The sequence below is a fragment of the Streptomyces sp. NBC_00466 genome, assembly GCF_041433995.1.
In the GTDB taxonomy this organism is placed as follows: Bacteria; Actinomycetota; Actinomycetes; order Streptomycetales; family Streptomycetaceae; genus Streptomyces.
The window spans coordinates 7,050,290-7,063,669 of sequence record NZ_CP107896.1; the positions used below are offsets into that span (position 1 = coordinate 7,050,290).

At 69.4% G+C, this 13,380-nt stretch carries 10 protein-coding genes; all 10 read left to right on the forward strand.

What is annotated here, in order from left to right; all coding sequences use genetic code 11:
- Positions 1-231 precede the first annotated feature (231 nt).
- Positions 232-3,108, forward strand: coding sequence for a PDZ domain-containing protein (locus OG210_RS31600; protein WP_328323324.1), 2,877 nt, complete (start codon positions 232-234; stop codon positions 3,106-3,108).
- Positions 3,109-3,381: 273 nt separating this feature from the next.
- Positions 3,382-5,604, forward strand: a complete 2,223-nt coding sequence (locus OG210_RS31605) for a LamG domain-containing protein (RefSeq protein WP_328323322.1) — start codon at positions 3,382-3,384, stop codon at positions 5,602-5,604.
- A gap of 28 nt (positions 5,605-5,632) precedes the next feature.
- The gene (locus tag OG210_RS31610; protein ID WP_328323320.1) at positions 5,633-5,911 is read left to right on the forward strand and encodes a DUF6332 family protein; all 279 of its coding nucleotides are present in this window, start codon (positions 5,633-5,635) and stop codon (positions 5,909-5,911) included.
- Between the two features lie 217 nt (positions 5,912-6,128).
- Positions 6,129-7,403 carry a precorrin-6y C5,15-methyltransferase (decarboxylating) subunit CbiE gene (cbiE, locus tag OG210_RS31615; protein WP_328323318.1) on the forward strand — a complete coding sequence of 425 codons (1,275 nt, stop codon included), beginning with the start codon at positions 6,129-6,131 and terminating at the stop codon, positions 7,401-7,403.
- A complete protein-coding gene (cobM, locus tag OG210_RS31620) occupies positions 7,400-8,152 on the forward strand; it encodes a precorrin-4 C(11)-methyltransferase (protein ID WP_328323316.1) in 753 nt (250 codons plus the stop codon). Before cbiE ends, cobM begins: the two co-directional genes overlap by 4 nt.
- A gap of 99 nt (positions 8,153-8,251) precedes the next feature.
- A complete protein-coding gene (locus tag OG210_RS31625) occupies positions 8,252-9,697 on the forward strand; it encodes a lipase maturation factor family protein (RefSeq protein ID WP_328323314.1) in 1,446 nt (481 codons plus the stop codon).
- Between the two features lie 242 nt (positions 9,698-9,939).
- The gene (locus OG210_RS31630) at positions 9,940-10,362 is read left to right on the forward strand and encodes a hypothetical protein (protein ID WP_328323312.1); all 423 of its coding nucleotides are present in this window, start codon (positions 9,940-9,942) and stop codon (positions 10,360-10,362) included.
- A gap of 622 nt (positions 10,363-10,984) precedes the next feature.
- Positions 10,985-11,581, forward strand: a complete 597-nt coding sequence (locus OG210_RS31635) for a LysE family translocator (RefSeq protein WP_371539946.1) — start codon at positions 10,985-10,987, stop codon at positions 11,579-11,581.
- 151 nt (positions 11,582-11,732) lie between these two features.
- On the forward strand, positions 11,733-11,960 hold the full coding sequence (locus tag OG210_RS31640; protein ID WP_371540563.1) for an acyl carrier protein: 228 nt from the start codon (positions 11,733-11,735) through the stop codon (positions 11,958-11,960).
- A 20-nt stretch (positions 11,961-11,980) separates the two neighbouring features.
- Positions 11,981-13,378 (forward strand): TrpB-like pyridoxal phosphate-dependent enzyme, encoded by a 1,398-nt coding sequence (locus OG210_RS31645; RefSeq protein ID WP_328323306.1) that lies wholly within the window; start codon positions 11,981-11,983, stop codon positions 13,376-13,378.
- Positions 13,379-13,380 lie beyond the last annotated feature (2 nt).

Genomic DNA, 13,380 nt, shown 5'->3' on the forward strand with positions numbered 1-13,380 from the left:
ACACGACCGCCCCCTCCGGCATGCATCCCTGATGCTTGATGCCTGATACATCGGATAACTGGGCCGTAGGACCAGGGCGCTGACTCCCTGTCGGATCTCTTGACACCTGGCTGTGGCGAATAGCAGAGTTCCGCCCGTTCGTTGAATTCATCGATACATCCGATGAAAGCTCGTTACGGCAGACGAATCTGCTGGACAGAGTTCGCCCCCTACCGTGTCAGGGAGTCAGACGTGCACCGCAGCTCAGACCAGAGACCAGGAGGCAGAGCCGCGCCGAAACGGCGGCTCGCCATGGCGGCGGTCCTCACCGCCGTGACCGTGGGCGCGGTGCCCGCGCTCACCGCAGGCACCGCGGCCGCGGCCCACGCCCCGGCGGGCAGGAACATCTACGTGTCGGCGTCCGGCAGCGACCGCAACTCCGGGGAGTCCACCCGCAGGCCCCTGCTGACCCTGGCGGCCGCGCAGGTCTCCGCGAGAAGGGCGTCCAGGGCCGGGCACCCGGTCCATGTGTGGGTACGCGGCGGTACCTACCACCTCACGGCCACCCTGAAGTTCGGCGTCGCGGACTCGGGCAGCGCGTCCGCCCCGGTGACCTACTCCTCGTATCCCGGCGAGCGGGCCGTGCTCAGCGGGGGCCGCAGGGTGACGGCCGCGTGGACCACCGACCCGGACAACAGCGCGATCCGGGTGGCGGACATCGGCGCGCACCGGAAGATCGACGGGCTGTTCGTGGGCGGCACCCGGCAAGTCCTCGCCCGCTACCCGAACTTCGACCCGGACACCGCCGTACTCAACGGCTCGACCACCATGGCCACCCTCAACGCCCGGTCGGCACAGTGGAAGAACCCGTCCACCGGCGACATCCGCGGGCTGCACTCCTCCCACTGGGGCGGCAACGACTACACGATCACCGGGCGCGACGACTCCGGTCTCGAGCTCAAGTGGGTCGGCGACAACAACCGGGGCGGCGACGTGGACACCGCGCATGTCGTCGCGGAGGGCGTCTTCGAGGAACTCGACGCGCCCGGCGAGTGGTTCTACGACCAGGACGCCGGAAAGCTCTACATGATCCCGCGGGCCGGAACCGATCTGTCGAAGACCACGGTGGACACCGCCGAACTGGACGAACTCGTCCGGGTCGAGGGCACGTCCGCCTCCCGACCCGTCCATGACCTCACGTTCGACGGGTTCACCTACACCGCCACACACCGGACCCTCTTCGACACGCCGTACGAGCCGCTGCAGCTCGGCGACTGGGCGGTGGCGCGGGCCGGGGCCGTCCACCTCAAGAACGCCAGGAACATCACCGTCTCCCGCTCCTCCTTCGCCCAGGTCGGCGGCAACGGCGTCTTCATCGACGGCTACAACAAGGACGACGCCGTCACCGGGAACACCTTCACCGGATCCGGCGCGAGCGATGTGCAGGTGGTGGGCTCCACCCAGGCCGTCAGGAACCCGTCGACCTGGGCGCACATGGTCGATCCGCCCACGGACCTGACCCCCGGCCCCAGAACCGACGACTACCCCCGCGACATCGACGTCAGCGACAACAGCATGGCGGACATGGGCCGGTTCGAGAAGCAGAGCGCCGGTGTCAACATCTCGATGAGCAGCCGCGTCACCGTCGCTCACAACACCATCCACGGCAGCCCGCGGTCCTGTGTCAACGTCAACGACGGCACCTGGGGCGGGCACCGGATCCAGTACAACGACATCTTCGACTGCGTGAAGGAGACGTCGGACCACGGGCCGGTCAACGCCTGGGGCCGGGACAGGTACTGGCCCATCGCGGGACCCAGCATCAACCCCAGCGCCGAGTCCGACGCCCTGCAGAAGAGCTACTCGCTGCTCGACGTCGTCCAGCCGGTCACCATCAGCAACAACCGGATCTGGCACAACAGCGAATGGGCCGTCGACCTGGACGACGGGTCGAGCAACTACGTCGTCAAGAACAACCTGCTGCTCGGCGCGGGCGTCAAACTGCGCGACGGATTCAAGCGGACGGTCACGAACAACATCGTCGTGGGCGGTTCGGTCTACGAGCAGATCTCGCACCGCGACAACGGCGACGCCATCAGCAGGAACATCATCCTGGCGGACTCGCCCTACTCACTCACCGGCAGCGATCCCGCCGCCGCCAAGTACACGGCCGACCACAACCTGTTCTGGGACAACGGCCGACCGGTCAGCCTGCCCGGCGTCTGGAGCGCCGCCGGGCTGGACACCCACTCGGTCACCGCGGATCCCGGGTTCGCCGGGGGATCCCCCTGGGACTCGCCCGGTATGACGGACTACACGCCGGCCGCGGACTCACCCGCGAAGGCCCTGGGCTTCACCGACTTCCCGATGAACCGGTTCGGCACCGGAAGGCCGGGCGAGGCGACACCGCCCGCGGTCGGCTGGCCGGCCGCACCCGAACCGGACACCGTGATCGAGACCCAGCCCGAGCCGCTGATGGGTGCCACCGCCCGCCAGGTCTACGACAAGGCCACCCAGTCGGCCGTCGGACTGGGTGACTTCAACGGGCTCTACCTCCAGAGCGTCCCCGCCACCTCCTACGCCTACCGGCAGGGCCTGCGCCCCCTCGACGTGATCCGGTCCGTGAACGGGACGAGCGTGACGGACCGCGACAGCTTCTGGACCGTCTACAACAAGCTCGCCCCCGGGAGCACCGTCACCCTGACCGTCTGGCGTGCACAGGCCGCCACCACGGTCAGCCTGGTCAAGCCCACCGACCCACAGCAGTACAACAACACCGCGGGTGTGACCTACACCGGAAGCGGCTGGGGCTGGCGCGGCGCCAAGGCCGGCGGCCAGGACTCGTTCCAGAACGACATCGACGCCACCACCTCCATCGGTGACTCCTTCACCTTCACCTTCAACGGCACCGGAGCGGACTTCCTCACCGAGCTGAACGCGGACGAGGGAACGATCGACATCGCCGTCGACGGGGTCCACCGGGAGACCATCGACGCCACCAGCGGCTCCCGCCGGTTCCAGCAGAAGCTCTACTCGGTCAGCGGTCTCCCGGCCGGGGTGCACACCCTCACCGGGACGATGAAGAGCGGGCAGTACATGATCGTGGACGGCTTCACGGTACGGAGCTGACGTACGGGCCGCCTGCCCGCACAAGCCTCATAAGCCACATATCCCTGCGCCGCCGGCTGGACTGCGACACGTCCGGCCGGCGGCGCCGCGTTCCCGGTTCCGGTCACACGGGGGGAGTGGCGGGTACGACGGCCTTTCGGCAAGTACGGTGAGATACGGGGCGGTTGGACCAGGGGGATCCGCCCGCCCGCTCGCCCGCTCGTCTCCGAGCCGTCGTATTCCGGATGCTCCGCCGTTCTCCGGACGGAGCCCGGCTCTTCTTCTGGGGGGTTCATGCAGAGATCAAGAACGCTGTCGGTCGCTCTCGCCATGTCGTTCGCCACCGCCGGTCTGGGGGTGATCGCGGCACCCGGCGCGTCCGCGATCACGCCGCCGGTGGCGTTCACGGCGGACGCGCTGCCGACCTGGCAGACCAACGGGATCGTCTGGGCGCTCGCCCAGAGCAACGGCGTGGTGTTCGCGGGCGGTACGTTCTCCGCACTGCGGCCACCGGCCGGTGGATCCGGAAAGGCGCGGTCCGCGGTGAACTTCGCCGCGTTCAACGCCGCCACCGGCGCGCCCACCAGCTGCACACTCTCCTTCACAGTCGGCAGCGGTACCGCCACCGTGCGGGCCCTGGCGGTGTCGCCCGACAAGAAGACGCTCTACGCGGGCGGTTACTTCGGCGCGGTCAACGGCACCAAGGTGTCCTCGCTGGCGGCCATCGACATCGCCACCTGCAAGCCCAGGACCTCGTTCCGGCCCGCCTTCGCCGCCACCGTACGGGCGCTGACGGTGACCAAGGACACGGTGTACGCGGGAGGCGACTTCGGTACCGTCAGCGGCCAGAAGCGCCAGCGCTTCGCCGCGGTCAAGGCGTCCGACGGGGCCGTGCTGCCCTTCACCGCCAACGCCGACGAGCCGGGCCGCGCACTCGCGCTCACCCCGGACGGCAAGGACGCGGTGCTCGGCGGCGACTTCTTCAAGGTCAACGGAACGACGTCGCACGCTCTGGCCGTGGTGGACGCCACGTCTGGCAAGGTGGCGAAGGCCTACCCCGGCTTCATCGAGACCAACTCGGTGGTCAAGACGCTCGACACGGACGCCACCGGGATCTACACGGGCAACGAGGGCACCGGCTTCGGAGTGTTCGACGGCCGGATCGCGCTCGACGCGAGCAGCCTGAACCAGCGCTGGCGCGACACCTGCCTGGGCGCCACCCAGTCCGTGAAGTCGTACAAGGGCGTGCTCTACAGCGCCTCGCACGCCCACGACTGCTCCAGCGTCGGTGAATTCCCCAACGGGCCGCGCCACCACTTCCTGGCGGAGCCCACCACGGGTACCGGCAAGCTCGGCTGGTTCCCGGACACCAATGACGGCAACGGCGAGGGGATCGGCCCCCGCGCCCTGACGATCGCGACCGCCGGCTCCACCCAGTACCTCTGGTCGGGCGGCGAGTTCACCACCGTCAACCGCGCCGCGGCACAGAGCCTCACCCGGTTCGCGTCCACCGGCGACAAGGGGGCACCGACCGTTCCGGTGGGCGCCGCGGTCAGCGCGAAGCCGGGACAGGTGCAGGTCAGCTGGCGCGCCAGCTTCGACACGGACGACTCGAAGCTGACCTACAAGGTCTACCGCGACGGGTCGAGCACGCCGATGGCGACCGTGCAGGCCGATTCGCTGATGTGGGCCCGGCCCCAGGTGTCCGTCAAGGACACCTCGGTCACCAAGGGCAAGAGCTACAGCTACCGGATCACCGCATCCGACGCCGCAGGCAACACCAGCGCCAAGTCGGCGGCCGTCACCGCCACCGCCACGGCCGCGGAGGAGCGCTACCCGGCGGCGGTCCTCGGCGACGGCGCCTCGCTGTACTGGCGCTACGACGACCACACACAGCCGTTCGTGTCGGACCTGTCGAGCGGAAACCGCTCCGGGGTGGACGTCAACGCCCCCTCGCTGCGCCGGACCCCGGGAGCGGTCGGCGGCCCGTCCACCGCGATCGGGTTCAACGGCACCAACCAGTGGATATACAGCGACCGCCGGTACGCCGCACCCGCCAAGTACAGCCTGGAGACCTGGTTCAGCACCACCAGCAAGTCGGGCGGCAAGCTGATCGGGTTCGGTGACAACACGACGGCCGCCAGCAAGAAGTACGACAAGCAGGTGTACATGACCAATGCGGGCAAGCTCGTCTTCGGAGTGAGCGGCAGTGGATTCAAGACGCTGGTGAGCCCCAAGGCGTACAACGACGGCAAATGGCACCAGGCCGTCGCGACGCAGGGCCCGACCGGTATGCGCCTCTACGTCGACGGCCACCTCCTGGAGAGCAACACCGTGACGAAGAGCGAGAGTTCCAGCGGCTACTGGCGAGTGGGGGGCGACTCGCTGACCGGCTGGCCCTCGCGGCCCACCAGCGACTTCTTCAAGGGGGAGCTGGACGAGACGGCCGTCTACCCCGGGGTGCTCAGCGCCGCGCGGGTCGCCGGCCACTACACGCTGGGGAAGAGCGCGGGCTGATGGGCGCACCGGGAAGGAGTGCCGGCTGATGGGCCGGGGAAGCCAGGCCGACCGTGACGCCAGGACCGTCGAGATCGGCTACGCCCTGGCCAGCGCGGGCTTCCTCGGCGCGCTGGTGTTCGGCGTGATCGCCGGTCCGGCGGCCGTGTGGAATCTGCCACACCGCGTCACGACAGCCCTGGTGCTGACGGGGGCCGTGGCCGCCGGACTGCTCGCGGTGGCGCGGGTGATCCATGTGCTGCGTACGTACGAACGCGGGCGCCGCGCGGGGGACGACCCAGGACGTACCGACGCGGCGGGACGCTGAGGCGGCGGGGAGCAGGGGGTCCGGCTCTCCGCCGGCGCGCGGTCGGGCGGCCCGCGGCGGGGCGCGGTGCACCGGGGCGGCACGGCGTACCCGCCGGGCGCTGCCTCCGGGAATTTGTGCATGTCACAGGCGTGCGACCAGAATGCGACTCCGTACCGACCCGACCTGATCCCAACCCGTCCGACGCGATCCGATCCGACCTGTGAGGAACCCGGCTGTGGCCCCCGCACCGTCCCCCCGCCCCGCCCCGGCGCCCGTCACCGTCGTCGGAATCGGAGCCGACGGCTGGGACGGACTTCCCGCCGCGTCGCAGCAGGCCCTGCTGGACGCCCAGGTCCTCGTCGGCGGCGCCCGCCAACTGGCCCTGCTCCCACCGCGATGCCCGGGTGAACGGGTCGAGTGGCCCTCACCGCTGCGTCCCGCCGTCCCCGGGATCCTCGCCGCACACGCCGGGCGCCGCATCTCCGTACTGGCCAGTGGCGACCCCATGTTCTACGGCATCGGGCGGACGCTGACCGAGGTACTTGGCGAAGGCGGGGGTGAGATCCGCGTACTGCCGTATCCGTCGTCCGTCTCGTACGCGTGCGCCCGGCTGGGCTGGCCGGTCGAGGACACCGAGGTCGTCACCCTCGTCGGCCGGCCCACCGCCCGGCTGACCGCCGCGCTGCACGACCGCCGCCGGATCCTGGTGCTCAGCGCCGGAGCCGCGACACCCGCCGAGGTGGCCGCGCACCTGACAGGTCACGGCTTCGGAGCGAGCCGGATGAGGGTGCTCGAACAGCTCGGCGGCGAGCGGGAGAACCTCACCGACGGCACCGCCGCGACCTGGCCGCATCCGCCCGGCGATGCGCTGAACGTGATCGCGGTCGACTGCCGCCGCACCCCCGGCACCCCGAGAACCGGCGCGGTCCCCGGGCTGCCCGACGAGTCGTACGAGCACGACGGCCAGCTCACCAAGCGCCATGTGCGCGCCGCGACCCTGGGCGCGCTCGCCCCCGCCCCCGGCGAACTGCTCTGGGACATCGGGGGCGGCTCGGGGGCCATCGCCATCGAGTGGATGCGTACGCACCCGTCCTGCCGCGCCATCACCGTCGAGCGCGACCCGGTGCGGGCCGAGCGCATCGCCCGCAACGCCGCCCGGCTCGGCGTCCCCGCGCTGCGCGTCGTCACCGGCGCGGCCCCGGACGCACTGGCCGGACTGCCCGCGCCGGACGCGGTGTTCGTCGGGGGAGGGCTGACCGCCCTGGGCCTGCTGGACGCGTGCTGGGACGCTCTGCCCGACGGCGGGAGGCTCGTCGCCAACACCGTGACGCTGGAGTCCGAGGCGCTCCTCGCCGACCGTTACCGCAGACACGGCGGCGACCTGGTGCGCCTCGCCGTGGCGCACGCCGTTCCCGTCGGGGGCTTCACCGGCTGGCGGCAGGCCATGCCGGTCACCCAGTGGGCCGTTGAGAAGAACCCGTACCCTCCCCTCCCTGGAGAAGACAGATGACCGTGTACTTCATCGGCGCCGGGCCCGGCGCGGCGGACCTCATCACGGTGCGCGGCGCCCGTCTGCTCGCGTCCTGCGGTGTCTGCCTCTACGCGGGCAGCCTGGTGCCGCGTGAGCTGCTGGCCGAATGCCCGCCGGACGCCAGGCTGACCGACACCGCGCAGCTCGACCTGGATGAGATCACCGCCGAGCTGGTGCGCGCCGACCAGGAGGGCCAGGACGTGGCCCGTCTGCACTCCGGGGACCCGTCGGTCTTCAGCGCGATGGCCGAGCAGATGCGCCGGCTCGACGCGGCAGGGGTGAACTACGAGGTGGTGCCCGGCGTTCCCGCGTTCGCCGCGGCGGCCGCGGCGCTGAAGCGTGAACTGACGGTTCCCACCGTCGGCCAGACTGTGATCCTCACCCGCGTCGCCCAACGGGCCACCGCGATGCCGGACGGTGAGGATCTCGCCACACTCGGCCGCAGCGGTGCGCTGATCGTGCTGCACCTGGCAGTGCAGCACGCCGAGCGGGTCGTGGCGGAGCTGCTGCCGCACTACGGCGCCGACTGTCCGGCCGCTGTGGTGGCACTGGCCAGCCGGCCCGGCGAAGTCGTCCTGCGGGGCACGCTCGACACCATCGCGGGCCAGGTCGCGGACGCGGGCATCCTGCGTACGGCGGTCATCATGGTCGGCCGCACGCTCGGCGCCGAACAGTTCGGCGACAGCCACCTCTACTCGCCGGAGCGGGAGCGCCACTCCTGCCGGTGATCCGGCTCGCCCGTCCCGTACGGAGATCCGTGGCCGAGGCGTGCAGGGGTGTCGGCGCGGTGCCGGAGCGCGGGCCTGAGCGGTGCTATGCATGGGCACGTGGAGTGGTTCTGGGCACCGGAGTACACACTGGGTCGGCTGGTCTTCCAGCGGGCGCTGGCAGTGGTCTACCTGATCGCGTTCGTGGCGGCGGCCCGGCAGTTCCGGGCCCTGATCGGGGAATACGGCATACTGCCGGCGCCGCGTTTTCTGGCACGTGCGCCCTTCCGGCGCGCGCCGGGCGTCTTCCACCTCTACTACTCGGACCGTTTCTTCGCCGGGTGGGCCTGGCTGGGCGCGCTGCTGGCGGCGGCCGTCGCGGCGGGCGCCGCCGACGCCGTGCCCCTGTGGGCCGCCATGGTGTGGTGGGCGGCGCTGTGGGTCATGTACCTGTCGATCGTGAACGTGGGGCAGATCTGGTACGGCTTCGGCTGGGAATCGCTGCTGCTGGAGACTGGCTCCCTGGCCGTCTTCCTGGGCAATGCCCGGACCGCGCCGCCGGTGCTGGTGGTCTGGTTGTTGCGCTGGGTGCTCTTCCGGGTGGAATTCGGCGCGGGCCTGATCAAGATGCGCGGCGACCGCTGTTGGCGCGATCTGACCTGCCTCTGCTACCACCACGAGACGCAGCCGATGCCGGGGCCGCTCAGCTGGTTCTTCCACCGGTTGCCCCGGCCGCTCCATCGGGTCGAGACCGGCGCCAACCACGTGGCCCAACTGCTCGTGCCGGTGCTGCTGTTCACCCCGCAGCCGGTGGCGACCTGGGCTGCGGTGGTGATCGTGGTCACTCAGCTGTGGCTGGTGCTCTCGGGCAATTTCGCCTGGCTGAACTGGCTGACGATCATCCTGGCGACTTCCGCCGTCGACGCATCCGTCCTGGGCGCCGGACATCTGGTCACACCGCGGGCCGCGAGGGGGCCGCTGTGGTTCGCGGTGCTGGTGTCGGCGATGACGGTGTTCGTTCTCCTGCGGAGCTACCGGCCGGCGCGCAACCTGGTCTCGCGGCGGCAGCTGATGAACACGTCCTTCGACCCGCTGCACCTGGTCAACGCGTACGGGGCGTTCGGCACCATCACCCGTGTCCGGTACGAAGTGGTGGTCGAGGGCACTGCGGAGGCCGCGCTCACCGACGCTGTTCGGTGGCAGGAGTACGGCTTCAAGGGCAAACCGGGCGAGGTACGCCGGCTCTCCCGGCAGTTCGCGCCGTACCACCTGCGACTGGACTGGCTGATGTGGTTCGCGGCCCTCTCCCCGGCCCACGCGGCCCCGTGGTTCGGGCCGTTCATGGAGCGGCTGCTGGAGAACGACCGTGACACGCTGCGGCTGCTGCGGCACAACCCTTTCCCGGACGCACCACCGGCACATATCCGGGCTCGGCTGTTCCGCTACCGGTTCACCACCTGGCGGGAGCTGCGGGAGAGCGGGGCATGGTGGCATCGGGAGCCGGTGGGCCTCTTCTTCCCGCCCACGCCGCCTGCACCACCAGTACCACCTGCACCGCGCACCTGAAGGAGCCCGGGCCCGGACGTCGCAGCAGGCGAAGTGGTGGCGACGGCCTGCCCCAGCAGGAGTTGAACCACCATTTCTCCCGTGGATGAAGCCAGTCGGGTTGTGTCGTGGTTTCGTAACGGAGTCGGGCGGGTGCAACGGGCGGGGCGGACGGTCCATCTGGGTGGACAGCAAGGCGCATTGGGCGTCTTCGCGCAGGGGTTGGGTCTCGCCATGGGGGGAGATCCACGGGAGGGAAGTCCATGACCAGGACGGAGAAGACCGGGATGAGGGTTCGGGGCGGCCGGGTGGCTGTGCTCGGTGCGCTGGGTCTGGCCTCGGTGGCGCTGGCCGCGGCGCCGGCGTTCGCCAAGGGCAGTGTGGAGATCACGGCGCCGCACACGGCCCATGTCGGCAAGACCATCACCGTCAAGGCGCACGGTGACGACGACAGCGCCGGCTTCCTGCATCAGCTGTGCCTGGAGGAGAACGGCTTCGGTGAGGGGTGGCACCAGGAGAACTGCAGCGCTGCGGTCAAGGGCGACGCGGCGGTCACCGCACACGGCACGTCCGCGCGCCGCGGCAACCTGGAGTTCCGTGCGGTGCTGTACGGCCTGACCAGCAAGCACGACCACCATCCCGTGCGGCTGCACGGCTCCAGTGTGGTGACCGTGCACGTTCGCTGATCCCAGCAACGCCGCCACGGATGTATGGGTGCCCCCGACCTCACGGTCGGGGGCATCGGCATATGGCGTGAACCGAGAACGGCGGTCGGATCCGGCCGCTGCCGCGCGTACGGCGAACGCCCCCGCTGGGGCTGACGCCGCCGTCAGTAAAGCCCGAACACGGCTACGGGCTCCCGGCCTTGCTACTGATCTTCGGTACGCCGGGCCGCAGCGTCAATGGAACGCTGAATAATGTGTCAACTCGCATTTCGCCAACGGTCACTTACCGCGCCAGGGGCAGCCACCGGCACACGGACACGGCGCCCCGCATATGGCTGAATGTGCATCCCTTGAAGGGGAACTTCCGACATGGCGGCGCAGGGCCGCACGCCGTGATGACTGAAATTGCATCTTACTGGCCTGTAACTTCCCGTCCCGTCTCGAGACCACTTCAACAAACTGTTGCCTGAGCCACCCGAAGCGGCTAGCGTGCCACTCGTTGATCAAGAGCCGGGGGGCACAGGAACTTTGAGGGGGAATTTCGATTGGACGCGTCTGCGTTAATGCGGCACCCCGGGCGAATGGTGATCGAAACCGTGGCAACCCCATGGTGAACGGGGTTTTCATCGCAACCGTTTTCGCGATGGTGGCCGCACCCGGGCCATCGTTCATGGTGTTGGTGAATGAGACATTGCGCCGTGGGCGCGGCGCCGGGCTGGTGACCATTATCGGCAGCAGTACCGGGCTGCTCATGTGGGCGGCGGCCTCCGCCCTCGGCCTTGCCGCGCTGACGCAGACCTCCGAGCTGGTGTTCACCGTCTTCAAGCTGGCGGGCGCCGCCTATCTCTGCTACCTCGCGGTGATGACGGTGCGCAACCGGCGCAACTTCGGCGAGCAGCAGGAAGAATCACCTGAAGAGCACGGCGCGGCCGGTCTGTTGCGGTCCTACCGGTCAGGGCTGGTGACCAGTGTCGCCAACCCCAAAATGGCCACCGTCTACCTGGCGTTGATCCCGCAGTTCCTGCCGGCCGGCGGCGGATCGCCCGCCGACGTGGTCACGCTGACCGCCGTGCAGATCCTGATCAGCGCCGGCTGGTACGTGGTGGTGGTCGCCCTCGTCGGTCTGGCGAGACGGCTGCTGGTCATGCCGAAGGTACGGGTGGGACTGGCCTGGGTGAGCGGAGCGGTCCTGCTGCTGCTCGGACTGCGCACCGCGGTGATGACGGGCCCCATGGTCTAGCCGAAACGCCCGGGGAACGGCAGACGGAACGGCAGACGAAACGGCCGGCGGAACGCCCCCGACGGAACGGCCGGCGCAACGTCCGGAAGAGCGAAGTACTGTCCAGGGAAGAGGGATTGCCTTGACGTCTCCTGAGAATGTTGAAACTCAGGTGTGCGGGATCATCAGAGCCGCACTCGGTTCGTCAGCCCCGGCCGAGATCGGGCTTGATGACGATCTGCACGAACTCGGCATCGAATCGTTGACGATTCTTGAAATCGTCGTCCGGGTCGAGCAGGAATGCGGCATCACGATCGGCGACAGCGAGATATTCGAGGCCGCGCTGCGGCGGGTCGGCGATCTCGTGAAGCTGGCCCAGTCGCACGTCGGAAACTCCTAGAAACGAGGATCGGAAAACCAATGGTGCATTCGGCAGAAGCCTCGCTGACCGCTGAAGAAATCGTTCCCACGCACTGGTACAACGTGCTGTCCGACCTCACCGGCGTCGAGGACGCGGCGAAGCTGCGCCAGGCAAGGCCGGAGACCCGTAAGGACGGCGGCGGCGGCGCGGTCACCCCGCAGATCCCGCTGTCGATGTACCGGCAGAGCATGGGCCGGGAGCGCTTCGTGGAGATCCCGCAGCCGGTGCGCGAGGAGTATCTGCGCTGGCGGCCGACCCCGCTCAAGCGGGCACGCGGTCTTGAGCGGCTCCTCGACACACCCGCCCGCATCTACTACAAGTACGAGGGCACCAACACCACGGGCAGCCATAAGCTCAACACCGCGCTGGCCCAGGCCTATTACTACAAGCAGGCCGGCATTACCAGCCTGACCACCGGCACCGGGGCGGGCCAGTGGGGCTCGGCCCTCGCCGTCGCCTGCCGCATCTTCGGCCTCAAGTGCACGGTGTACATGGTCCGGGTCAGCTACGAGCAGAAGCCGTACCGCCGGATCATGATGGAGATGAACGGGGCCGAGGTCATCTCCAGCCCCAACAAGAACTCCGAGGCCGGCCGCGCCGCGCTGGCCCGCGACCCGAACACCGACGGCAGCCTGTCCATCGCCAACGCGGAGGCCTTCGAGCACGCCCGACAGGTGGAACGCTGCAACCTCTCGGTGGGCAGTGGTGAGAACCACGTCCTGCTGCACCAGACGGTGATCGGGCAGGAGGCCGTCCGGCAGTTCCGCGCCATCGGCGACTTCCCGGACGTGGTGATCGGCTCGGTCGGCGCGGGCAGCAACTTCTCCGGCATCTCCCTGCCCTTCTTCCACGAGAAGGTGCGCGAGGGACTGGACACCCGGTTCGTCGCGGTGGAACCGGAGGCCTGCCCGAAGCTGACCAAGGGCCGGTACGCATGGGACTACAACGACTACACCGGCATCACACCGATGACCAAGATGTACACCCTCGGGCACACCTTCGTCTCTCCCGGCATCCACGCCGGCGGCCTGCGCTACCACGGCGCCGCCCCCTTGGTGAGCGCGATGTACCACCAGAAGCTGATCGAGGCGGTGGCCTATCCGCAACGCCCGGTGTTCGAGGCCGGCATCACCTTCGCCCATGAGGAGGGCATCATCCCGGCCCCCGAGTCGGCACACGCCATCCGGGGAGCGATCGAGGAGGCGCTGCTGGCGAAGGAGGAGGGCAAGGAGAGGGTCATCCTGTTCAACCTCAGCGGCCACGGGTTGCTCGACCTGTCGGCCTACGGGCAGTTCCTCAGCGGCAACATGACCGACATGGCGGCATCCGACGAGTTGATCGCCGCATCGCTCGGCCGTCTGCCGGCCATGGCCGACCTGGGCGCGCAAGCGCGCTGAGA